This is a genomic window from Pseudomonas sp. G2-4 (genome assembly GCF_030064125.1).
In the GTDB taxonomy this organism is placed as follows: Bacteria; Pseudomonadota; Gammaproteobacteria; order Pseudomonadales; family Pseudomonadaceae; genus Aquipseudomonas.
Window position 1 is genome coordinate 3,724,441 of the sequence record NZ_CP125957.1, and the last position, 20,141, is coordinate 3,744,581.

At 62.1% G+C, this 20,141-nt stretch carries 17 protein-coding genes; 4 read left to right on the plus strand and 13 right to left on the minus strand.

Features of this window, described 5'->3' with window-relative positions:
- Positions 1 to 59: 59 nt before the first annotated feature.
- The 8 genes from QNH97_RS16155 to QNH97_RS16190 all read right to left on the minus strand — a co-directional run bounded on the left by QNH97_RS16155 (position 60) and on the right by QNH97_RS16190 (position 10,606).
- The gene (locus QNH97_RS16155; RefSeq protein ID WP_283552899.1) at positions 60 to 1,112 is read right to left on the minus strand and encodes a Gfo/Idh/MocA family protein; all 1,053 of its coding nucleotides are present in this window, start codon (positions 1,110 to 1,112) and stop codon (positions 60 to 62) included.
- Positions 1,113 to 1,268: 156 nt separating this feature from the next.
- Positions 1,269 to 2,279, minus strand: a complete 1,011-nt coding sequence (gene iolG, locus QNH97_RS16160) for a bifunctional inositol 2-dehydrogenase/D-chiro-inositol 1-dehydrogenase (protein ID WP_283552900.1) — start codon at positions 2,277 to 2,279, stop codon at positions 1,269 to 1,271.
- Positions 2,280 to 2,308: 29 nt separating this feature from the next.
- Positions 2,309 to 4,240, minus strand: coding sequence for a 3D-(3,5/4)-trihydroxycyclohexane-1,2-dione acylhydrolase (decyclizing) (iolD, locus tag QNH97_RS16165; protein WP_283552901.1), 1,932 nt, complete (start codon positions 4,238 to 4,240; stop codon positions 2,309 to 2,311).
- 150 nt (positions 4,241 to 4,390) lie between these two features.
- On the minus strand, positions 4,391 to 5,212 hold the full coding sequence (locus QNH97_RS16170) for a TIM barrel protein (protein WP_283552902.1): 822 nt from the start codon (positions 5,210 to 5,212) through the stop codon (positions 4,391 to 4,393).
- A 34-nt stretch (positions 5,213 to 5,246) separates the two neighbouring features.
- The gene (locus QNH97_RS16175) at positions 5,247 to 6,749 is read right to left on the minus strand and encodes a CoA-acylating methylmalonate-semialdehyde dehydrogenase (protein ID WP_283552903.1); all 1,503 of its coding nucleotides are present in this window, start codon (positions 6,747 to 6,749) and stop codon (positions 5,247 to 5,249) included.
- Positions 6,750 to 6,779: 30 nt separating this feature from the next.
- Positions 6,780 to 7,589, minus strand: a complete 810-nt coding sequence (gene iolB / locus QNH97_RS16180; RefSeq protein WP_283552904.1) for a 5-deoxy-glucuronate isomerase — start codon at positions 7,587 to 7,589, stop codon at positions 6,780 to 6,782.
- Positions 7,586 to 8,476, minus strand: a complete 891-nt coding sequence (gene iolE, locus QNH97_RS16185; RefSeq protein WP_283552905.1) for a myo-inosose-2 dehydratase — start codon at positions 8,474 to 8,476, stop codon at positions 7,586 to 7,588. The genes iolB and iolE overlap by 4 nt, the downstream gene beginning before the upstream one ends.
- Before the next feature lie 192 nt (positions 8,477 to 8,668).
- Positions 8,669 to 10,606, minus strand: coding sequence for a bifunctional 5-dehydro-2-deoxygluconokinase/5-dehydro-2-deoxyphosphogluconate aldolase (locus QNH97_RS16190; protein ID WP_283552906.1), 1,938 nt, complete (start codon positions 10,604 to 10,606; stop codon positions 8,669 to 8,671).
- Between the two features lie 311 nt (positions 10,607 to 10,917).
- Between QNH97_RS16190 and QNH97_RS16195 the strand changes: the two genes are divergently transcribed.
- Positions 10,918 to 11,841 (plus strand): MurR/RpiR family transcriptional regulator, encoded by a 924-nt coding sequence (locus QNH97_RS16195; RefSeq protein ID WP_283552907.1) that lies wholly within the window; start codon positions 10,918 to 10,920, stop codon positions 11,839 to 11,841.
- Between the two features lie 29 nt (positions 11,842 to 11,870).
- Entirely contained in the window at positions 11,871 to 12,482 is a 612-nt protein-coding gene (locus QNH97_RS16200) for a glutathione S-transferase (protein ID WP_283552908.1), read from the plus strand.
- Between the two features lie 192 nt (positions 12,483 to 12,674).
- Here QNH97_RS16200 and hcnC read toward each other — a convergent pair whose 3' ends face one another.
- Genes hcnC through hcnA form a run of 3 tightly spaced genes read right to left on the minus strand, consistent with a single transcriptional unit; the run spans position 12,675 to position 15,662 of the window.
- Entirely contained in the window at positions 12,675 to 13,937 is a 1,263-nt protein-coding gene (gene hcnC / locus QNH97_RS16205) for a cyanide-forming glycine dehydrogenase subunit HcnC (RefSeq protein ID WP_283552909.1), read from the minus strand.
- Positions 13,930 to 15,339: a cyanide-forming glycine dehydrogenase subunit HcnB gene (hcnB, locus tag QNH97_RS16210; RefSeq protein ID WP_283552910.1), complete on the minus strand. Its 1,410-nt coding sequence runs from the start codon at positions 15,337 to 15,339 to the stop codon at positions 13,930 to 13,932. Before hcnB ends, hcnC begins: the two co-directional genes overlap by 8 nt.
- A complete protein-coding gene (gene hcnA / locus QNH97_RS16215) occupies positions 15,336 to 15,662 on the minus strand; it encodes a cyanide-forming glycine dehydrogenase subunit HcnA (RefSeq protein ID WP_283552911.1) in 327 nt (108 codons plus the stop codon). Before hcnA ends, hcnB begins: the two co-directional genes overlap by 4 nt.
- Before the next feature lie 275 nt (positions 15,663 to 15,937).
- Here hcnA and QNH97_RS16220 point away from each other — a divergent pair, with 275 nt between their 5' ends.
- Both QNH97_RS16220 and QNH97_RS16225 read left to right on the plus strand, forming a co-directional pair.
- Entirely contained in the window at positions 15,938 to 16,621 is a 684-nt protein-coding gene (locus tag QNH97_RS16220) for a response regulator transcription factor (protein WP_283552912.1), read from the plus strand.
- Positions 16,599 to 17,984: a sensor histidine kinase gene (locus tag QNH97_RS16225; RefSeq protein WP_283552913.1), complete on the plus strand. Its 1,386-nt coding sequence runs from the start codon at positions 16,599 to 16,601 to the stop codon at positions 17,982 to 17,984. The genes QNH97_RS16220 and QNH97_RS16225 overlap by 23 nt, the downstream gene beginning before the upstream one ends.
- Before the next feature lie 168 nt (positions 17,985 to 18,152).
- Here the strand turns inward: QNH97_RS16225 and QNH97_RS16230 are convergent, their stop codons facing one another.
- Complete coding sequence (locus QNH97_RS16230) at positions 18,153 to 18,401, minus strand: DUF1652 domain-containing protein (RefSeq protein WP_283552914.1); 249 nt, start codon at positions 18,399 to 18,401, stop codon at positions 18,153 to 18,155.
- A 236-nt stretch (positions 18,402 to 18,637) separates the two neighbouring features.
- Positions 18,638 to 20,125: a helix-turn-helix transcriptional regulator gene (locus QNH97_RS16235; protein ID WP_283552915.1), complete on the minus strand. Its 1,488-nt coding sequence runs from the start codon at positions 20,123 to 20,125 to the stop codon at positions 18,638 to 18,640.
- Between the last annotated feature and the right edge of the window lie 16 nt (positions 20,126 to 20,141).

Sequence of the window (20,141 nt, forward strand, 5' to 3'; positions counted from 1 at the left end):
CGGTAACCTGGAATCGACTTTATTGGAAAATATTTTCCATATCAACAAATTTTAGAATTTTATTCGTTTTTTATTCCATGACCAACAGGCGTGCTCAACCTCACCACTTCGCCCTGTTCGGCACTCTGCCTGGCCGCATCCAGAATGCGCGTGGTCGCCAGTGCATCCTGGGCCTCCACCGGCAGAGGACCGGCGCTCTGCAACGCGGTTTGCAGGCGCTGGTAGAACTCGATCCAGCAGCCCCGCTCCGAAGTCACTCGCTCGCGCTCGGTGCCGTGTTCGAACCAGCCCCAGCGCCGATGTTCTTCGGCGCCCCAGCGCTCGCCCTCGGTCGCCGGGCTCAACCCCGCGAGCGCCTGGGCTTCCTGGCCATCCAAACCTTCGACGGTATAGCAACCCTGGGTGCCGTTGACCCGAAAGCGCGGTCTCGGTGCGTTTTGCACGCAATTGCCGCTCAGGTGGGAGATCACGCCGCCGGCATGGGTCAAGGACATAAAGAAGCCGTTGTCGAACACCTGGCCTGGCTGCCGATAGTCCAGCTCGGCGTAGACCCTGGCCACCGGCCCGAACAATTGCAGCGCCTGGTCCACCAGATGGCTGCCGAGATCGCGCAGGAATCCGCCACCGCTGCCTTTCCCCACCGACGCCGGCGAATAGCGCTCGACACTGGATTCAAAACGAATGACCTGGCCCAGGGCGCCGGACGCCAGCAGCTTGCGCAGGGTAAGGAAGTCCGAATCCCAACGACGGTTCTGATACACGCTCAATGGCACATTACGCCGCTGGGCCGCCGCCACCATCGCCTCGGCCTGCGCCGCGTCCCAGGCAAAAGGTTTGTCGCTGACCACCGCCACGCCGAGCTCAATCGCCTCCATCACCACGGCCGGACGACCGTCCAAAGGCGTGGACACCACCACCGCATCGATGCCCGCCGCCGCCAATTCGGCGAGGGTGTCGAAGGCCTGGACGTGGGGGTAATCACCCGCCAGTTGCTGGCGCCGCTCAACGGACCGGGTCACCACGCCGACGAACGTAGCCCCCGGCAGGCTATTGATCAGCGGCGCATGAAAAAACCGCCCGCCCTTGCCGTAGCCGACTAGTCCGATTCGCATGGAAACTCCTTGAAAGTCATTGGATAAGCACCATCCCCTGTGGGAGCGAGCTTGCTCGCGATGGCGGCGGATCAGCCTCATTATGTTGACTGACCCACCGCCATCGCGAGCAAGCTCGCTCCCACAATTTGACTGCATCCCCAAAGGGGAATGCGATTAGCCGTAGAAACGCGGACGTTCGGGCAGTTCGACCTTGACGATCTGTCCACTCTGCTGCGCCTCGATACAGGCATCCGCCGCCACCGCTGCGGCAAAGCCGTCCCAGGCCGACGGCCCGCCGACCTGCCCGGCGCGCACGCCGTCGATGAAGGCCTGCAATTCGACGTCGTAGGCGGCGATGAAGCGGTCCTTCCAGTCCATCAGGATCGCGTTGGACAGCTTGGCGCCGCTGCGCAATTGCACCTGGGACGGCTCCGGGAGCTTGGCGATGCCGGTCTCCCCCACCACTTCGCATTGGATGTCGTAGCCGTACTGACAGTTGACGAACACCTCCACGTCGATGCGCGTGCCCCGGGCGGTTTCCAGCAGGACGATCTGCGGATCTTTCAAATGAGCGTGGGCCTTGCTGGTCTTGCGCGGGAAGACTACTTGCACCGAGACGTAGTCATCAGCCAGCAACCAGCGCAACACATCCAGTTCATGGATCAGGGTGTCGGTGATCGCCATGTCGGTCTTGTAGTTCTCCCCCACGCTCGGGTTGCGGTGGGCGCAGTGCAGCATCAACGGCTCGCCGATCTGGCCGCTGTCGATCACTGCCTTGAGCGCCCGATAGCCTTCATCGTAAGGGCGCATGAAACCGACCTGCACCAGGCGCTTGCCATGGGCCACCTCGGCCTCGACGATCTTGCGGCAGCCTTCGGCCGTGACCGCCAGGGGCTTTTCGCAGAACACCGGTTTGCCGGCCGCTATCGCCGCCAGCACGAACTCTTCATGGCTCGGGCCCCAGGAGGTGACGAGGATCGCCTCCACGTCCGGTGCCTTGATCAACCCATGGCCGTCGGGATACACCTCGGCGGTCAGTTTCAAATCGGCCACCACCTTCGCCGCCTGGGCGAGGTTGATGTCGGTCACCGCCGCCACCTGGCTGTTGAGCAAGGTCTGGCTGCAACGACGGATATGGTCCTGGCCGATGGCCCCGGTGCCGATGACGCCCAGCTTCAAAGACATGTAGAACTCCTTTCGTAGGGTGGGGGCAATTAATACTGACGGGCCTGGGCCAGTCGTTCGTTGAGGGTCTTGGCGATGGCATTGGTGCGGGCACTGGTGGAGACTTGCGCCACGCCCACACGCCACCACGACAGGTAGCTGTGAATCATGGTCTTGGGCAGGACCTTGATGTCGATCAAGGTGGAGACCGTCTGGCGCCGCGCATCCGCCAGGGCCGCGCGCAGCTCCTCCAGGGTCGTCACCTTGTAGGTCTTGCAGCCATAGGCCGCGGCACTCATGGCGAAGTCCACCGGCACGAAGGCGCCGTCGAGCTTGCCGGTGTCCGGGTTGCGGAAACGGAATTCAGTGCCGAAGCTGTCCATGCCATTTCCCATCTGCAAATTGTTGATGCAGCCGAAGGCCATGTTGTCCAGCAGCACCACGTTGATCTTGCGTCGCTCCTGGATCGAGGTCGCCAGTTCCGAGTGCAGCATCATGTAGGAGCCATCGCCCACCAGGGCGTACACCTCCTTGTCGGGCTCGGCGAGTTTCACGCCCAGGGCCGCATTCACTTCGTAGCCCATGCACGAATAGCCGTATTCGAGGTGATAGGTGTCCACGCCCTTGCTGCGCCAGGCGCGCTGCAAGTCGCCGGGCAAGCTGCCGGCGGCGGCGACGATAATCGCATCGTCGGCCAGGGTTTCGTTGAGGGTGCCCAGCACGCGACTCTGGGTCAGGCAGGAACCGGTGAGTTCGATGAATTCGCGAAACACCGCCGGGTCCATGTGGTCGTCGATTTCCGGGAGGAACTCCTCGACGCGGTAATCGGCCTGGTAGACGCGGTCCACCTCGGCGTCCAAGCGAGCCTTGGCATCGGCAATCTGCCCGCCCCACTCGGCGCGGTAGTCGCCCATCGCCGCAGACAGCGCCTCCAGGCCTGAGCGGGCGTCGGCCAGCAACTGCACACCGTCGAGCTTCAGGGCGTCGCAGGGGCTGATATTGAGATTGAGGAACTGCACGTCCGGGTGCTGGAACAACCATTTGGAGCCGGTGGTGAAGTCGCTGTAGCGCGTCCCAATGCCAATGACCAGGTCGGCGTCCTTGGCCAGCAGGTTCGCCGCCAGGCAGCCGGTCTCGCCGACGCCACCGACGTTCAACGGATGGCTCGACACCACGGCGCTCTTGCCAGCCTGTGTCTCGGCGAAGGGAATGTCGAAACGTTCGGCGAAGGCCTGCAACGCCGCATTGGCCCCGGAATACCGCACGCCGCCGCCACAGATGATCAACGGTCGGCGCTTGCCTTTGAGCAGCGCCAGGGCATCGCCGAGCATCGCTTCGGTAGCCGGGCGACGGTCGATGCGATGGACACGCTTTTGCAGGAAGTAATCCGGGTAATCGTAGGCGTCGGCCTGCACGTCCTGGGGCAACGCCAAGGTCACAGCGCCGGTTTCGGCCGGGTCGGTCAACACGCGCATGGCATGAATGGCGGCGGTCATCAGCTGTTCGGGGCGGTTGATGCGATCCCAGTATTTGCTCACGGCCTTGAACGCATCGTTGGTGCTGATGCTCAGGTCGTGGAATTGCTCGATCTGCTGCAACACCGGGTCCGGCTGGCGACTGGCGTAGACATCGCCGGGCAACAACAGCAACGGGATCCGATTGGCCGTCGCGGTGGCCGCAGCGGTCAGCATGTTCGCCGCGCCAGGGCCGACCGACGAACTGCAGGCGTAGATCTTGCGGCGCAGGTGCTGCTTGGCGAAACCGATGGCCGCATGGGCCATGCCCTGTTCGTTGCGGCCCTGATGGACCACCAGGTCGCCGCTGTCCTGCTCCAGTGCCTGGCCCAGGCCCAGCACATTGCCGTGGCCGAAAATGGTAAAGACCCCGGCGACGAATTTGCTCTGGACGCCATCGACCTCGACGTATTGGTTATCGAGGAATTTCACCAGGGCCTGAGCCATGGTCAGTCGTGTTGTGGTCATGCTTGCACCTTTTCAAACGCAATTCGATCAAGTGTGGGAGCGAGCTTGCTCGCGATAGCGGTATTTCAGGCGACTTATCGGTTGAATGTGCTGCCGCCATCGCGAGCAAGCTCGCTCCCACAAGGTTTCTTCATCAGGACAGTAGTTGTGTCAGGCCTGTGGATTGCGCAGGTGATTCATACTCGCCCCCAGCGCCTGGCGGATATCAGCCAGTTCATGGACGCTCTCGGCAAACGGTTCGAAGGACAGGTAGCCCTCATAACCACCGGCCCGCAACGCCTCGATCTGCCTGGCATTGCCCAGGATGTCGGCCTCGCCGACCAGCACCCGATGGCCGTCGCGAATGGTCGCCAAGGGTGCCTGGGCATCTTCGACGCCGGAGATGTGCACCAGCCCGGTCAACTCGGGGAAGAACTCCTGCTCACCCGCCAAATGGTGGTGAAAGGTGTCATGCACCAGGCGAAACACATCCAGTCCGCCAATGGCTTGGATCGCGTCCACTGCGGTGCGCTTGCGGCGCAGCGAGCATTCTTCGAAACCCAGGGGTTCGATGAAGCCGTAGATGCCGAAGGCCCGCAGGATCGGCGCCAGCTCACTGAGGGCCGTACGCAGCCCTGCGGCGCGCTCGGCTTCGCTGCGCGGGTCGGCGCGGTCGTTGAGCGGACACATCACCAGCCCTTCGGCGCCGCATTCGCGGGCGTAGTCGGCGAGCCTCACCGCTTGGGCACGACGCTCCTCATTCCACACGTCGAAAGGGTAAAGGGCATTGATCGACAACACCTTGATGCCCCTTTCCTCACACAACTCACGCACACGACCGGGCGCCATGCCGTCTTCGATCTCGACGCCCTTCAGATCGTTGCGGATCTCAATGGCATCGGTTTTCAACGCCAGCGCCAGGTCAATGAATTCGGGCAGTGACAGGCGCGGGGCAACCATTCGGTTCAAGGCAAAACGCAGGGGCTTATTCATTGTTGTTCTCCCTCCGGCACTGTAAAAAACGAGGTTACTGGGCAGTCGGCATGCTGAATTCTGGGCCTTTGGCGATGCTATCGGGCCAGCGCTGCATCACGCTTTTGTAGCGGCTGTAGAAGCGCAGGCCTTCTTCACCGTAGGCATGGTGATCGCCGAACAGCGAGCGTTTCCAGCCACCGAAGGAGTGCCAGGCCATGGGCACCGGAATCGGCACGTTAATGCCCACCATGCCGACCTTGATGCTGCGGGCAAACGCTCGGGCGATGCCGCCGTCGCGGGTGAAACACGACACACCGTTGCCGAACTCATGGGCGTTGATCAGGGCCACGGCTGTGGCGAAATCCGGCACGCGAACGATCCCCAACACCGGACCGAAGATCTCTTGCTGGTAGATACTCATCTCGGCGGTGACTTGGTCGAACAGCGTCGCCCCGACAAAGAACCCCTGCTCGGCTCCTGGCACCGTGAAGCCACGACCGTCGACGATCAGTCGGGCACCCTCGGCGACACCGACGTCGATAAAGCCTTCCACCTTGGCCTTGTGCTCAGCGGTGACCAGCGGCCCCATGTCGGTGTCGCGCTGCTGACCGTTGCCGATCTTCAGCTGGTCAATTCGGGGCAGCAATTTGGCAATCAATTGATCGCCCACATCACCGACCGCTACCGCAATGGAAATCGCCATGCAACGCTCGCCGGCCGAGCCGTAGGCGGCGCCAATCAAAGCATCCGCTGCCTGGTCAAGATCGGCGTCGGGCATGACGATCATGTGGTTCTTCGCCCCGCCCAAGGCCTGGACGCGCTTGCCGTTGGCGGTGCCTTGCTGGTGGATGTATTCGGCGATGGGCGTGGAGCCGACAAAGGAAATCGCCTCGATGTCCGGGTGCTGCAACAGCGCATCCACCGCCATTTTGTCACCCTGGACCACGTTGAACACACCGTCCGGCAAGCCGGCTTCCGTCAGCAGCCGAGCCATCAACAAACTGGCCGACGGATCACGCTCCGAAGGCTTGAGGATGAAGCAGTTACCGGCGACCAGCGCCAGGGGAATCATCCACAGCGGCACCATCACCGGGAAATTGAACGGTGTGACCCCGGCGCACACGCCCAAGGGCTGGCGCAGGTTCCAGTTGTCGATGCCGCCACCGATGTTGTCGCTGAAATCAGTCTTGAGCAGGCTCGGCGCACCACAGGCGTACTCGACGATCTCGATGCCCCGGGTGACTTCGCCGTGGGCGTCGGACAGCACCTTGCCGTGTTCACGGCTGATGATCAGCGCCAGTTCGTCGTGATGGCGGTCGAGCAATTCCTTGAACTTGAACATCACCCGCGAGCGGCGCAAGGACGACTGCTCGGACCAGGCCGGAAATGCCGCCAGCGCCGAGGCCACCGCAGCATCGACAATGTCCGGTTCGGCCAGGGAGACCCGGGCCTGCACCGCACCGGTGGCCGGGTTGAAGACATTGCTCAAGCGCGCGCTGTCGCTGGCCTGCACTCGACCGTTGATGTAATGACCTACTACCGGGGCGTCACTCATTGTTCTGGTTCTCCATGGAAGGTGTGGCATTCAGAGGTCGAGCAGCCAACTGTGCTGCGGGTCGTTATGGAACTGCCAGACCCGCTTCGGGCCGGCCATGACATTCAGGTAGTACGACTCATAGCCATAGGGCACGCTGACCGGGTGGTAGCCCTTGGGCACCACCACCAGGTCGCTGTTCTCCACCGCCATGGCCTGGTCGATGCTGCGGTCGTCGGTGTAGACCCGCTGGAACACGAAGCCCTGGGACGGGTTGACTTGGTGGTAGTAGGTTTCTTCCAGGAAGCTCTGGTGCGGCAGGTCATCGGTGTCGTGTTTGTGCGGCGGGTAGCTCGACGAGTGACCCGACGGCGTGCGCACTTCCACCACCAGCAGCGAGTGGGCCGGCTCGCTGTCGGGCAGGATGTCGCAGACGTAGCGAGTGTTGGCACCCTTGCCACGCACGCTGCGCTTCATACTGTCGGGCTGGATCAAGCGCGGGCCGTATTCGTTTCGGGCCGAGCCCGGCGCGGCACACACGGCAATCTGTACATCGCTCAGGGCGGTCACCTGGGCCTGGCTGCCGGGCGGCAGGTACGCGGCATAGGGTGATTTGTCCTCGAACACCGACTGGCGATCACCGAGGTTGTCCCAATCGAAGGCGCCCTGCCCCGGTGCTTCGCCCTTGAGATTGATGCGACCGCTGAGCAGCACCAGGCACAATTCCTTGTCGCCAGCCGCCACCGGCAGGGTTTCACCGAGGCTCAGCCGATAGGCGGTGAAGCCGACGTATTCCAGTTCCCCACGGGGTAACTGGACCATGGTCTGGCCGTCTGGATGGCTTTTGATCAACAGACTCATGACAAGCTCCTTTCAAGTAAGGCGCGCAGGGTCTCGTAGCCCTTCTTGGCGTAGGCGTAACTCGGCGCTACGGCGGGGTCCTGCTCGGCTTCCACCACCAGCCAGCCTTGGTAATCGGCGGCCAACAGCACGTCCAGCAACGCGGCGAAGTCGATGTCACCGTCCCCAGGCACGGTGAAAGTGCCGTTGATGATGCAGTCGGGGAAGCTCCAGAGGTTGTTGCGCGCCAGTTGCACCACGGGTTTGCGCACGTCCTTGAAGTGCACATGACAGACGCGTTCGATGTGCTTGCGCAAGACATACAGCGGTTCGCCGCCGCCCATGTAGCAGTGGCCCGAATCGAACAGCAGGCCCACTTCACTGCCGGTCAGGGCCATCAGTTTGTCGATGTCCGCGGGCGACTCGACGTACGCGCCCATGTGGTGGTGGTAGGCCAGGCGCACACCTTGGGACAAGGTGAAGCGCGCCAGCTCGGTGAGCTTATCGGCATAGGTTTGCCAGGCTGCGTCGGTGTGAAAGCGCGGCCGTTCGACCAGTGGAATGCGCTGCCCCTGAATGGAATCGGCGACCTCGCCGTACACCAGCACGTTGGCGCCGTTCTGCGCCAACAGCTCGACGTGGCTGGCGATGGCGTCGATTTCCTCGGCCGCCGAGCGCCGGGCCAGACGACTGGAATACCAACCGGAAACCAGCGCCAGGTCATAAGGCCGCAGTACATCGCCGACGCCCTTGGCGTCCTTGGGGAACTTGCCGTTGAGTTCAAAACCTTCGTAGCCGATGGCCTTGCCTTCGCTCAGCGCCGTGCTCAACGGCGTTTCACCGCCCAAGGAAGGCAGGTCGTCGTTGCTCCAGGAAATCGGGTTGATGCCAATTCGAATAGCGGGCATGGGCTGCACCTTTTATTGTTGTCTCTGTAATGTTCAACCGATCACCCGTGGCGAGGGAGCTTGCTCCCGCTCGGCTGCGAAGCAGTCGTCAACTTGTGGATGCGGTTGGCCTGTAGAACCTGGGCTGGCTGATGGGGGACTGCTTCGCAGTCCAGCGGGAGCAAGCTCCCTCGCCACAAAGGCCCTGTACCTTCAGGCCCGGGCAGCACGCCACGCCTCGATCAATTCGACAAACCGGCCCTGCACCTGCTGGATCAACGTTTCATCATCGATTTCCCCGGCCAGCCAGGCCCGGCTCGGCGCTTGGAAGATCGTGCGGCCCACGGCAAACCCGCGGCAGCTGCTGCTCTGGCTGGCCTGGCGGAACCCTTCGGCCAGGGCGGCGGCCGGGGCGTTGAGGCCCAGCAGCACCACGCCGCGGCAATACGGGTCGCGCTGTTGAATCAACTCATCGAGTTGCTTCCATTCGTCTGCGCTCTGGGCTTCGATCTTCCACCACGCCGGAAAGATGCCCAGGTTGTAGAGGCGCTTGAGGGCGCGATACAGCACGTCCGGGTGCGGCGATGGATGATCCTTGGGGGGAATGACTTCCAAGAGCAATTCATGGCCGCTGACCTGGGACGCCTTGTACAGCCCCATCAGTTGCGCCTCCTGCTCCAGGCGCAACAACGGTTCGTCGTCGGGATGAAATTGCACCAGGCATTTGATGATTTGCTCCTGGGGCCAGGCGATCAGGTTGCTGCCGATGGAACGCCCGTGTTCGAACGCCAGCGGCCGCGAATTCTGTACTTCCACTGGCCGTGCCACCCACCAGCCGCGCCCGGTGGCGGCGTTCAGGGAGTCCTGGCCAAAACGCTGATCGGCCAACAGGCCCACATCGGCCTCGACGCCCTGGCGCTGCAAGTCTGCTTCGACCCGCGCCACCGCCTGGATGAACAGTTGCTTGAGTTCGCCGATGCAGCTCAGGTCGCGACCACCCTTCTGGGCCAGTTCCACCAGTTGCCAGCGATGGTCGAAGGCGAAGATGAACAGCTGCTTCCAGGCCTTGCGTGGCACGCTGACCTGATGCAGCCGTTGCAACACGGCGTCCTGGTCCGGCCGGGTAATCGGCACCGGACTCTTGAATAAATAGTCGAGCTCAGCCCGGGTAGGCATCGCCGGGGCACAAGCATGACGCGACACCACCAGGCCACCGCAGGCATTGGCCAGTTGGCAGCAGCGCTCATCGCTGGCGTCCTCCAGCCAGCCTGCGAGAAAACCCGACATGAACGCATCACCGGCGCCCAGTACATTCAGGACTTCGACCCGGACGCCAGGATAAAGGGCGCCGTCTTCCAGCCGGGCCGGGATGGCGCCATGGATCACCGTGCAACCCTGCGGACCGAGCTTGACCACCAGGGTCGCCGCCGTCAGCGAACGCACGGTACGCAGCGCCATCAGCAGGTCTTCACTGCCGCCGGCGATGAGGAATTCTTCTTCGGTGCCGACGATCAGATCGAAACGCGGCAGGATACTTTGCACGTGCTGGCTGACTTTCTGGTCGGCGACGAAGCGGGTTTCCCCATCGGCCTTGCCCGCCAGCCCCCAGAGCACCGGGCGATAGTCGATGTCCAGCACACGTTTGACGTTGTGTTTCTCGGCGTAATCCAGCGCCTGGGTGCTGGCCTTGTAGACGCTTTCGGTGGAGAAATGTGTGCCAGTGATCAGCAGGGCCTTGCTGGAGGCGATGAAGGTTTCGTCGATGTCTTCGGCGCGCAACGCCATGTCGGCGCAATTTTCCCGGTAGAACACCAGGGGAAAGGTTTCCCGGTCCTTGATCCCCAGCAGGACCATCGCCGTCAGCCGTTCAGGATCGACCTTGATGCCGCGCACATCGCAGCCTTCGCGCGCCAGGGATTCCACGAGGAAACGGCCCATGTGGTCGTCCCCGACCCGGCTCAACATCGCCGATTTGAGGCCCAATCGTGCAGTGCCGAAGGCGATGTTGGCCGACGATCCGCCCAAGTACTTGGCGAAGCTCGACACATCTTCCAGGCGCGCTCCAACTTGCTGCGCGTAGAGGTCGACGCCCAGGCGTCCCAGACAGATCACATCCAATTGACGTCCACTGGCAAAACGAGTCTGGCCCATGCTGGCTCCTGTTATTTTTATCAGCCTGCGCTTGCCGCCAGAACCGGCGCCAACGCTCTTGGTGGATGCAGACTAAAACGAGCCGCGGGCAACAATCAATAATTATTCTATAAATTTTTTACGTAGAATATTTTTTCCAATACGCTATAGCCAAGCCGAACCAGACGCGGTGCATCGTTTCAGCCAGTGTCGTAACGTGGTCTGCCCATGATTTTCCCTGCGCCTAAGCTGTAGACTGCGATCAGCCAACCTATTGTCGAGGGCCGCCTTTTTCCGGACCGCCCTAAAAGAACAAGCCAGAAGGATTTTCTATGACCCGCCCCGATGATCTGCCGGCGCTGTCCGAGAGCGCGTCCGAACCCGCCCTCCCGAGCCCACCGATCAATGCCGAGCGCCTGCTGCAACTGATCACCGACGAATACGAAAGCCTGCCGCGCCAGCTCAAGCGTATCGCCAGCTACATGAGCCAGCAGAGCGACCGGATCATGGTTGATCGCATCAGCGACATCGCCCGGGAATGCGAAGTCCACCCATCGGCCATCGTCAGGTTCTCACAACGCTTTGGCTTCAGCGGGTTCAGCGAAATGCAGGCGTTGTTTCGCGAGGCGTACACCCACAAGACCACGCCGGTGCAGAACTACCAGCAGCGCATCCGCAGCATGATCGCCAACAAGTCGCAGAAAGCCAGCGGCGGCGACCTGGCCCGCGAATGCGTCAACGCGACCCTGTCGGGCATTGAGCGGCTGGGGTTGGAGCTGGATGACCAAGCGTTCGAAAAAGCCGTGGACCTGGTGGTCAATGCCGACAACATCTATGTGGTGGGGGTACGCCGCTCATTCGCGGTCGCCGATTATCTGGTCTACAACCTGCAACACACCAACAAGCGCATTCACCTTGTTTCCGGCCTGGGCGGCAGTTATCGCGAGCAGATGCGCAGCGTGCGGGCCAACGACCTGGTCATCGCCATCAGCTTCACGCCCTATGGCAAGGAAACCCAGCACTGCCTGCGCATCGCCCAGCATCACCAGGCCAAGACACTGATCATCACCGACAGCAACCTGTCGCCCCTGGCCAAGCGGGCCAACGCGGTGTTGCTAGTGAACGAGGGCAGCTCGTTCGCCTTCCGTTCCCTGAGTGCCACCCTGTGCCTGTGCCAGGCGTTGTTCATCGCCGTGGCTTACCGGCTGGAACTCAAGGTCGATGAAATCCATGAACAGGTCGGGTTCGAGGATTAACACCCGCAAGACTTTCTGAAGGAGACGTCATGAAACTGATCGGCATGCTGGACTCGCCCTATGTGCGACGCGTCGCGATTTCCGCCAAGTGCCTGGGCATTGCCTTGGAGCATGAATCGGTTTCGGTCTTCAGGCATTTCGAGCAATTCCAGCGTATCAACCCCGTGGTCAAGGCGCCGACCCTGGTGCTCGACGATGGCACCGTGCTGATGGACTCCACGTTGATCATCGATTACCTCGAAGCCTTGGCCGCACCGGGTAGAAGCCTGATATCCACCGATCTCGGATCACGGCTACGCTCTTTGCGCCTGATCGGGTTGGCCTTGGCGGCGTGCGAGAAGTCGGTGCAGATCTACTACGAACGCAACCTGCGGCCGACGGAAATCCAGCACGCCCCTTGGGTCGAACGCGTGGAAGGCCAACTGGCGGCGTCCTATGACATGCTCGAACAGGAACTGGTAAAACAGCCACTGGCCACCGATGGCACACTCGATCAGGCGGGCATCACCGTGGCAGTGGCCTGGAGCTTCACCAACCTGGTGGTGCCAGACCAGTTGCAGGGCAAGTCACTCCCATCGATCAGCGCGTTCACCGCCTATGCCGAAGGGCTGGAGGCGTTTGTCAGCACGCCGATGGAGTAACCGGTCATGGCTGTCGAGCACAGGATTCTGATTCACCCTGGATCCCTGTGGGAGCGAGCTTGCTCGCGATAGCGTCGGACCAGCCAGCATCAATGTTGACTGAACTACCGCTATCGCGAGCAAGCTCGCTCCCACAGTTTGTTTTCGGGTGACTGCGGGATAGGTGTTCACCTCAAGTCCCACACAGTTTCTTCAGGCCAGTTCCACTTCCTTCGGCTCGACGACCCTCGGCGCCACTTCGAAGCGATCCGCCAGGAACGGCGTAATGTCCAGCGGCAGCGGTTCGTTGTTCACCAGTTTGTCCAGCAGCACTCCGGTGATGGCCGAGGTCAGGATGCCAGTGCGGAAATGGCCGCAAGCGTTGAGGTAGCCTTTAACGCCTCGCATCGGCCCCAGGATCGGCAGTTCATCGGGGGAGCCCGGGCGCAGGCCGGCCCAGGTGCGTTTCAGGTTGATGTCGGCCAGTTGCGGGATGCACCGCACCGCACCTTGCACCAACCCTTCGATCTCGGGGTAGGTGGTGGTCACGTCGAAGCCTTTGTCTTCGGTGGTGCTGCCGATGAGGATTTCGCCGTTGTCTTTCTGCGCCACGTAGCAGTCGCTGGTAGTCAGGCAGCCGTTGAGGATTTTCGGCATGCGTTCGGTCAGCAGGATTTGCCCCTTGATCGGCTTGACCGGAATCCGCACGCCGGTGGCCTGTTCGCTCAGGTCCGCCGCCCAGGCTCCGGCCGCATTGATCAGGGTGCGACAGTTGAAGGTGCCGGCCTCGGCGGTTCTCACACCGGTCACTCGCTCGCCCTCGCGCAGGACCTCGGTGACGTTGGTGTTGAAGAACAGATCGACGCCGTTCTGCCGCGCGCCTTCGGTGTAGGCATCAGCCAGGCGAAACGGGCTGACCTGGTGATCGCAGAGAAACTCCAGCGCGCCGCGGGCCTCATGGCTGACATTCGGTTCGGCCTCGCGCAGGGCGGCCTGGTCGAGCCAACGCACCTGATCGGCCAGGTGAGGAATACAGGCGACGATGTGCTCGGCGTACAAACGGTCTTCGTCGTCGTAGATCACGAACTTGAGCCCGGTCTCCTCGAACTTGAAATCCATGCCATGGTTGTCGATCAACTCGCGGTGCAACTGCGGGTACATCGCGTTGGACTGCAAGGCGAAGTCGAAGAACGCCTGGGGCAGGATGTGCGGCGTACTGGCGTCTACCGCCACGGCGGCGCCCTGGGTCTGGCGCTTGCGGTTGGCCGACATCATGCGAAAGAAAATCACCCCGCAACCCAGTCCCACTGACTCGCCAATGGCCCACAGGCCGCCGGCCGAAGCGCGGGTGGCGTTGCCGGGCCGCTTGGCGTCAACCAGGGCGATCTTCAGGTTCTTGCGCTTGGACAATTGATAGGCACAGGAGGCCCCGATCACACCGCCGCCGGCGATGACCACGTCATAGTGCTTAATCATGGGAAACGGTCTCCATGCCGACGTTCTGGAACGCTGAAAACGGAATCGGATCGATGGGGAAACGCGGCCGCAACCAGCCTACATCGGCACGCCCGGTGGCTTCGCGTAATCGATCGCTGCAATAGCCGACGCACATCCGCCCCTGGCAGTCGCCCATGCTGACGCGGGTACGCATTTTCAGGCTAGCCATGTCTTGCACACCCTGCTCCAAGGCACGATCAATGTCGGCGCGGGTGGCGTGCTCGCAGCGGCAGATCACCGTATCGGCAGCCGGCAACGCGGTTTGCCCGGCGCCGCGCCGGGTGTAGCGGTCAACGGCGGCGCGGAAGCGAATGATTCGGTCAAGCTGCGCCTGGTAGCGCTCTCGCTGCGCCAGGGCGGTGGACGAATCCAGTACGTTGCGTTGCAGCAGGATCGACAGCGCGGCGATGCGCCCGCTCAGCATGGCCGCTTCACCGCCGCGAATCCCGCCCATGTCGCCGGCCAGGTGAATGTGCGCTTCGCTGCTTTGCTGCCAGGCATCGGACACCGCCTGCAAGTAGCCGTCCTCGCTGAAGCCATGCTCCAGGCCCATCTGCTGGCTCAATTGGGTACGCGGGATAAACCCGTAGCCGACCGCCAGCGTCTGGGCCGGCACCGGTTCGGCGCGTTTGAGGTCTGGCTCCCAGGCAGTTGAATATGGCGCTACGGTGACGGTGCTCAATTCACCCTCGCCATCAGCCTGCACCACGCCCCAGCCATAGCGCACGGGGATGCGATTGAGCTTGAGGTAGGCCAACATGCTCAGACCGTCGAGGAACAGTTGCGGCTTGTTGAGCAATGCCAGGCTTTCCCTGGCGATCTTGCCGAACCCGCAGGCCTCATAGACCCCCGCCACCGCCACGCCCGAAGCGTGCAGTTGACAGGCCACCAGCGGCAGCAACGGGCCGGTGCCGGCGATGAGCACCGGGCTCGTCGGCTTGACCACTCCGCTCTTGATCTGCAATTGCAGGCCACCGAGCATCATGACGCCCGGCAGCGTCCACCCCGGAAACGGCACGCTGCGCTCGTGACAGCCCGCCGCCAGGACCAGATGCGAGTAAGCGACCTCACGCAAACGCTCGTCGGCGTCCAGCAACATCAGCGCCCGGAACCCTTCGGCGCCGATGACGCGGCTGCTCAATCGCACGTCGATCAGCCCGGCGTGGCGCCGGAATTCACCGTGGAGTTTCTCCAGGGCTTCGCTGTAGCGCGGCCCCAGGTAATCCAGGCGCACACCATCGCGCAACGGCCCACGGTACACCACGCCACCGAGGCGCGACGCTTCCTCGAGCAGCGTGCAGCGCACCCCGTGGGAAGCCAGCTCAATCGCCGCAGCCATGCCCGCCGGCCCACCGCCGACAATCACCGGATCGAGACTCATGACGCCTCCGTTTCGCTGATACGGTTGACTCGGGTTTCGATCTGCATGCCAGGCCGCACCAGGGTCTGGCAGGCGCGGCGCTTGTGGCGGCCATCGATCCTGACCAGGCAGCATTGGCATACACCCATGCCGCAATAGGCACCGCTGATCTGGTCGTGGTCGTTGCGGGCCACCTGGCGTTGGCCCAGGGACTGGATGACCGTGAGGACGGTTTCACCCTGGGCGGCATTGACGGCCTGCCCGTCCAGGCGCACGGTCATGTCAGCCTGGTCCAGGGGCTGGATATCGAATTTCCGGCGTAGAAGGTCTTGAGGTTGAATCATATTGCTCTTCCTTGAAGGTTCTGTGAGGTCTAGGCTCCTTGCGGCACACCCTCACCGTTTGCATCAGTACCCGGCTGCATCAGCGCGCCAAAGCGGGCATGTAGATACAACAAGATAGTGCGCAGGAAATTCATGCTAGGGATTATTTGTGACCAAGTGTTGATCCAGGCCAGTAAACCCGCTTGCCGGCTCATGAACTTTTTTTCAGAAAGCCGACAGCTATTCTTTGGCAGAATGTTGCGCAATAGCACCAACTTCCCAACACGGTACCGCCCATGAACCGCATCCTGACCATCGAAGACGACGCCGTCACCGCCCGTGAAATCGTCGCCGAACTGACCCGCAACGGCCTGGACGTCGATTGGGTCGACAACGGTCGCGAAGGCCTGGAACGGGCGGTAAGCGGCGATTACGACCTGATCACCCTGGACCGCATGCTGCCGGAACTGGATGGCCTGGTGATCGTCACCACGCTGCGGACCATGGGCGTGGCCACGCCAATCCTGATGATCAGCGCCCTTTCCGATGTGGATGAACGCGTTCGTGGCCTGCGTGCCGGCGGCGACGATTACCTGACCAAGCCATTCGCCACCGACGAAATGGCCGCCCGCGTCGAAGTGTTGCTGCGACGCAACAACGGCACCCGGGAACCGGAAACCGTGCTGCGGGTGGCCGACCTGGAGCTGAACCTGATCAGCCGCGAAGCCAGCCGCAACGGGCAATTGCTCAGCCTGCTGCCCACCGAATACAAGTTGCTGGAATTCCTGATGCGCAACAACGGGCAGATTCTCTCGCGCATGATGATTTTCGAGGAAGTCTGGGGTTATCACTTCGACCCCGGCACCAACCTGATCGACGTCCACATCGGCCGCCTGCGCAAGAAAATCGACCCGCCGGGCCTGGAACCGCTGATTCGCACCGTGCGAGGTTCCGGTTATGTCATTGCTGAACCCCGCTAAGGGCTGGCGCTCCTCCAGCAGCCGCCTGCTGGCGCTGTACAGTTCGCTGTTCGTGATCTGGAGCGCGATCCTGATGGGGGTGATGTATTACGAAGTGTTCGGCTATCTCGACAGCCTGGCCAAGCACTCCCTGATGCAGCGCCAGCATCTGTTCGCCCGGATCCACGGCGATCAGTTGGAAGATGCCCTCATGGCCAGCCTGACCCTGGACGAACGCGGTGTCGATGCCTACGGCCTGTTCGATCCGCAACTGCGCCACTTGAGCGGGCCGATCCAGCGGATCCCCGCTGACCTGCCGCTCGACGGCAGGATCCACATGCTTGGCGGATGCATCGATTCCGACGCCCCCGGCATCCCTTCCGATAGCTGCGACGCGGTGGCGACCCGGACCCAGGACGGACGCTGGCTGGTGCTGGCGCGGGACAATGGCTCGCTGTTCGCCGTGACGCGGATCATCTTGCATGCGCTGTTCTGGGGGGTGTCGCTGACCATCCTGCCGGGCATTGCCGGATGGCATCTGCTGCGCCGCCGACCACTGCAACGTATTCGCAAGCTGCAAGCCAGTGCCGAAGCCATCGTCGCCGGCGACCTGACCCATCGCCTGCCGCTGTCGAGCCGGCGCGATGAACTGGACATGCTGGCGGCAATCGTCAATGCCATGCTCGAGCGCATCGAACGCTTGATGAACGAGGTCAAGGGCGTGTGCGACAACATTGCCCATGACCTGCGCACGCCGCTGACGCGCCTGCGCGCCCAACTGTATCGCATCCAGCAGCAAGCCCAAGAGGGTTCGCCCGAGGCGTTGCAGATGGACCAGGTGATTGCCGAAACCGATACCCTGATGGCGCGGTTTCGTGGCTTGTTGCGGATTTCCGAACTGGAAGACCAGCAGCGCCGCTCGGGGTTCGTGCGCCTCGATCCGTTGCAGTTATTGCAGGAGCTGCACGATTTTTACCTGCCACTGGCCGAGGAAGGTGAGCTGACCTTCACCCTGGAAACGCCCGACACCCTGCCCCTGCTCAATGGTGACCGGGCATTGCTGTTCGAGGCCGTGTCAAACCTGCTGAGCAACTCCATCAAATTCACCCCGCCCGGGGGCGAAGTCATTCTGCGTGGGGTCGACCAGGGCGACAGCACGCGTATCGAAGTGCTCGATTCCGGCCCTGGCATTCCCGAGGCAGAGCGCAAAGCCGTGTTTCGCCGCTTCTATCGCGCCGAGGGCAGCAGCCAGCACGGCGGGTTCGGGCTGGGCCTATCGATCGTTGCGGCGATCGTCAGTTTGCACGGGTTCACACTGGAGGTAGGCAGCACCGAGCGCGGCGGCGCGCGGTTGGCGCTCGATTGCCGGCCGACGTTGCTGTAGCTCGGTTGGGCATCTCTGTGGCGAGGGAGCTTGCTCCCGCTGGACTGCGAAGCAGTCCCCAACGATCACTTGATCAACCTGCTGCACCGCGTCGGCAGGTTTTGGGGCCGCTACGCGACCCAGCGGGAGCAAGCTCCCTCGCCACATAAAGCCGGTTCAGCTGATGCGTTAGAGGGGATCAGCACGATGCAGCGGGGTGTTTTCAAGTTCATAACGCAGTTCGTCGATCAACTTCGCCAGGCTTTGTTCCGAGCGAACGCTGTCTAGACTCATGCCACTCACTACCAAGTCCACCTCTCCGCTTTCGCGATGATAGAGGCGTACCGTAAGGGTGCCGTCGCCATTGAGGCTGCATTCGCAAGCCAGCGGCTTGAAACTTTCTTCGAGGCGAGCACGCACGGGGGCCAGTTGGGTCATGCGTTTTACCTCAGCGCTGAGATCGCAAACGACTGATGGACAATGCCGGGCTTTGGACCTCAACAATCTTCCTGTTTATACATCCGATGGGTTCACTGCACATTGCGGCCTGTTCCTTGACTGTTTCGTGAGGGACGCGACATCGCAAGCATGTCGCACCCTCACAGCCTAAGGACCGAGGCGCCCCTGCAAAAGCCGAATTTGCACCAGCCCGGCCGGTGCATTTGCACTGGCCATCACGGTGCCTTCTTTCGCCATTCGCTGGCGAACAAGCCGCGTTCCCGAGCCCAGACGATGGCCTCGCTGCGGCTATGAACATCCAGCTTGGAGTACAACGTTGCCACGTGATTTCGCACCGTATTGGGGGCCAATTTCAGCCGCGCGGCGATTTCCTTGTCCGCCAGGCCCTCGCAGATCAGCCCCAGCACGTCGCGTTCCCGCGCGGTCAACTCGGTGAATGACGCGCTGGGCACCTGAGCATTGATGCTCTTCACATTGGCCAGTTTCTCAATCAAGGTCCGACTGAACCACGAGGCGTCTTTCATGACCTCCTCGATGGCCGCCACCAGCTCCAGCTCCGAGCGCTTGCGTTCAGTGATGTTCATCAAGACCAGCAGGTAACAAGGCTTGTCCTGGATGACCACGGTGTCGGCCGCCACCTCGCAGTCGATCTGCTCGCCGCCTTTCTTGTGAACCTTGACGTCGACGCTGGACACCGTCGCGCTCTTTTCCAGGGCGGCAAACAATGCCGCGCTGGCGTCCTTATCGAGGAAGCCGACTTCCTCCACGGTTTTACCCAGTAGCTCCTCACTGGAGTAACCGCTTGTTCGGAGAAACGCTTCGTTGATTTCCACCAATTGCTGTTCGGAGCTGCACACCAAGGTGGGTACCGGTGTGAGGCGAAACGACTTGGCGAAGCGCTCCTCACTCTGACGCAGTGCCGTTTCGGCCTTGCGTCGCGGTTCCATGTCCATGAAGGAAAACAGCATGCAGTCTTCGTCGTGCAGGTCATCCAGCGGCTGGCCCGCGACGATCACCTGCTTGCTGCCGCCTCCCGGCAATTTCAGCTCGGCCTGCATCTGTGGAATGGTCGCGCCCTGCCCCAGGCGCTCGATGGCCAGGTCTCGCCTCTCCGCCGCCTCGAATACATCCAGCTCATACACCGAACGCCCGATCACTTGCTCACGGCTGTAGCCGGTCATTTCCAGAAAGCCCTGGTTGACCTTGATGTAGCGCAGATCGCTGAGGCGACAGATCACCGCTGGCGCCGGGTTGGCGCCGAAGGTTTTCTCGAACCGCTGTTCGGCGCTGGCCCATTCGGTGGCGTCGCTGAGAATCAGTACCAGGGACTCCGGCTCGCCGTTGCGGTCGGTCAGCACCATGCTGCGGATCCGGTGGACCCAGGTACGGTCCGGATTGGCCGCAGGGGTGACTTCCACCAGCACATCGCTGAACTCATCGCCACGGGCAACCCGGGCGATGGGGTAATTGTCTTCGGTCAACGAGTGGTTATTGCGGTAGCGCAAATTGAAACGCTGGGCGTATTCCTGGGCATTGGCGCCCAACTCACTCAGCTCTTTGATCCCATGCATGGTCAACGCCGCTTCGTTGGCCCAGGCAATGGTCTGGTCAACTTCCATCAACATCACCCCGTCAGACAACCCGGCGATGATTTGCAGCAATTGACGGCGATTGGTATCGGTTGTCGGGACTTCCTGGCTCATTGGGTCTCCATGTGGT

Coding starts and splice junctions, on each gene's coding strand:
- QNH97_RS16155 (WP_283552899.1), bottom strand. CDS start 1,112: ATGCGAATCGGACTAGTCGGCTACGGCAAGGGCGGGCGGTTTTTTCAT.
- iolG (WP_283552900.1), bottom strand. CDS start 2,279: ATGTCTTTGAAGCTGGGCGTCATCGGCACCGGGGCCATCGGCCAGGAC.
- iolD (WP_283552901.1), bottom strand. CDS start 4,240: ATGACCACAACACGACTGACCATGGCTCAGGCCCTGGTGAAATTCCTC.
- QNH97_RS16170 (WP_283552902.1), bottom strand. CDS start 5,212: ATGAATAAGCCCCTGCGTTTTGCCTTGAACCGAATGGTTGCCCCGCGC.
- QNH97_RS16175 (WP_283552903.1), bottom strand. CDS start 6,749: ATGAGTGACGCCCCGGTAGTAGGTCATTACATCAACGGTCGAGTGCAG.
- iolB (WP_283552904.1), bottom strand. CDS start 7,589: ATGAGTCTGTTGATCAAAAGCCATCCAGACGGCCAGACCATGGTCCAG.
- iolE (WP_283552905.1), bottom strand. CDS start 8,476: ATGCCCGCTATTCGAATTGGCATCAACCCGATTTCCTGGAGCAACGAC.
- QNH97_RS16190 (WP_283552906.1), bottom strand. CDS start 10,606: ATGGGCCAGACTCGTTTTGCCAGTGGACGTCAATTGGATGTGATCTGT.
- QNH97_RS16195 (WP_283552907.1), top strand. CDS start 10,918: ATGACCCGCCCCGATGATCTGCCGGCGCTGTCCGAGAGCGCGTCCGAA.
- QNH97_RS16200 (WP_283552908.1), top strand. CDS start 11,871: ATGAAACTGATCGGCATGCTGGACTCGCCCTATGTGCGACGCGTCGCG.
- hcnC (WP_283552909.1), bottom strand. CDS start 13,937: ATGATTAAGCACTATGACGTGGTCATCGCCGGCGGCGGTGTGATCGGG.
- hcnB (WP_283552910.1), bottom strand. CDS start 15,339: ATGAGTCTCGATCCGGTGATTGTCGGCGGTGGGCCGGCGGGCATGGCT.
- hcnA (WP_283552911.1), bottom strand. CDS start 15,662: ATGATTCAACCTCAAGACCTTCTACGCCGGAAATTCGATATCCAGCCC.
- QNH97_RS16220 (WP_283552912.1), top strand. CDS start 15,938: ATGAACCGCATCCTGACCATCGAAGACGACGCCGTCACCGCCCGTGAA.
- QNH97_RS16225 (WP_283552913.1), top strand. CDS start 16,599: ATGTCATTGCTGAACCCCGCTAAGGGCTGGCGCTCCTCCAGCAGCCGC.
- QNH97_RS16230 (WP_283552914.1), bottom strand. CDS start 18,401: ATGACCCAACTGGCCCCCGTGCGTGCTCGCCTCGAAGAAAGTTTCAAG.
- QNH97_RS16235 (WP_283552915.1), bottom strand. CDS start 20,125: ATGAGCCAGGAAGTCCCGACAACCGATACCAATCGCCGTCAATTGCTG.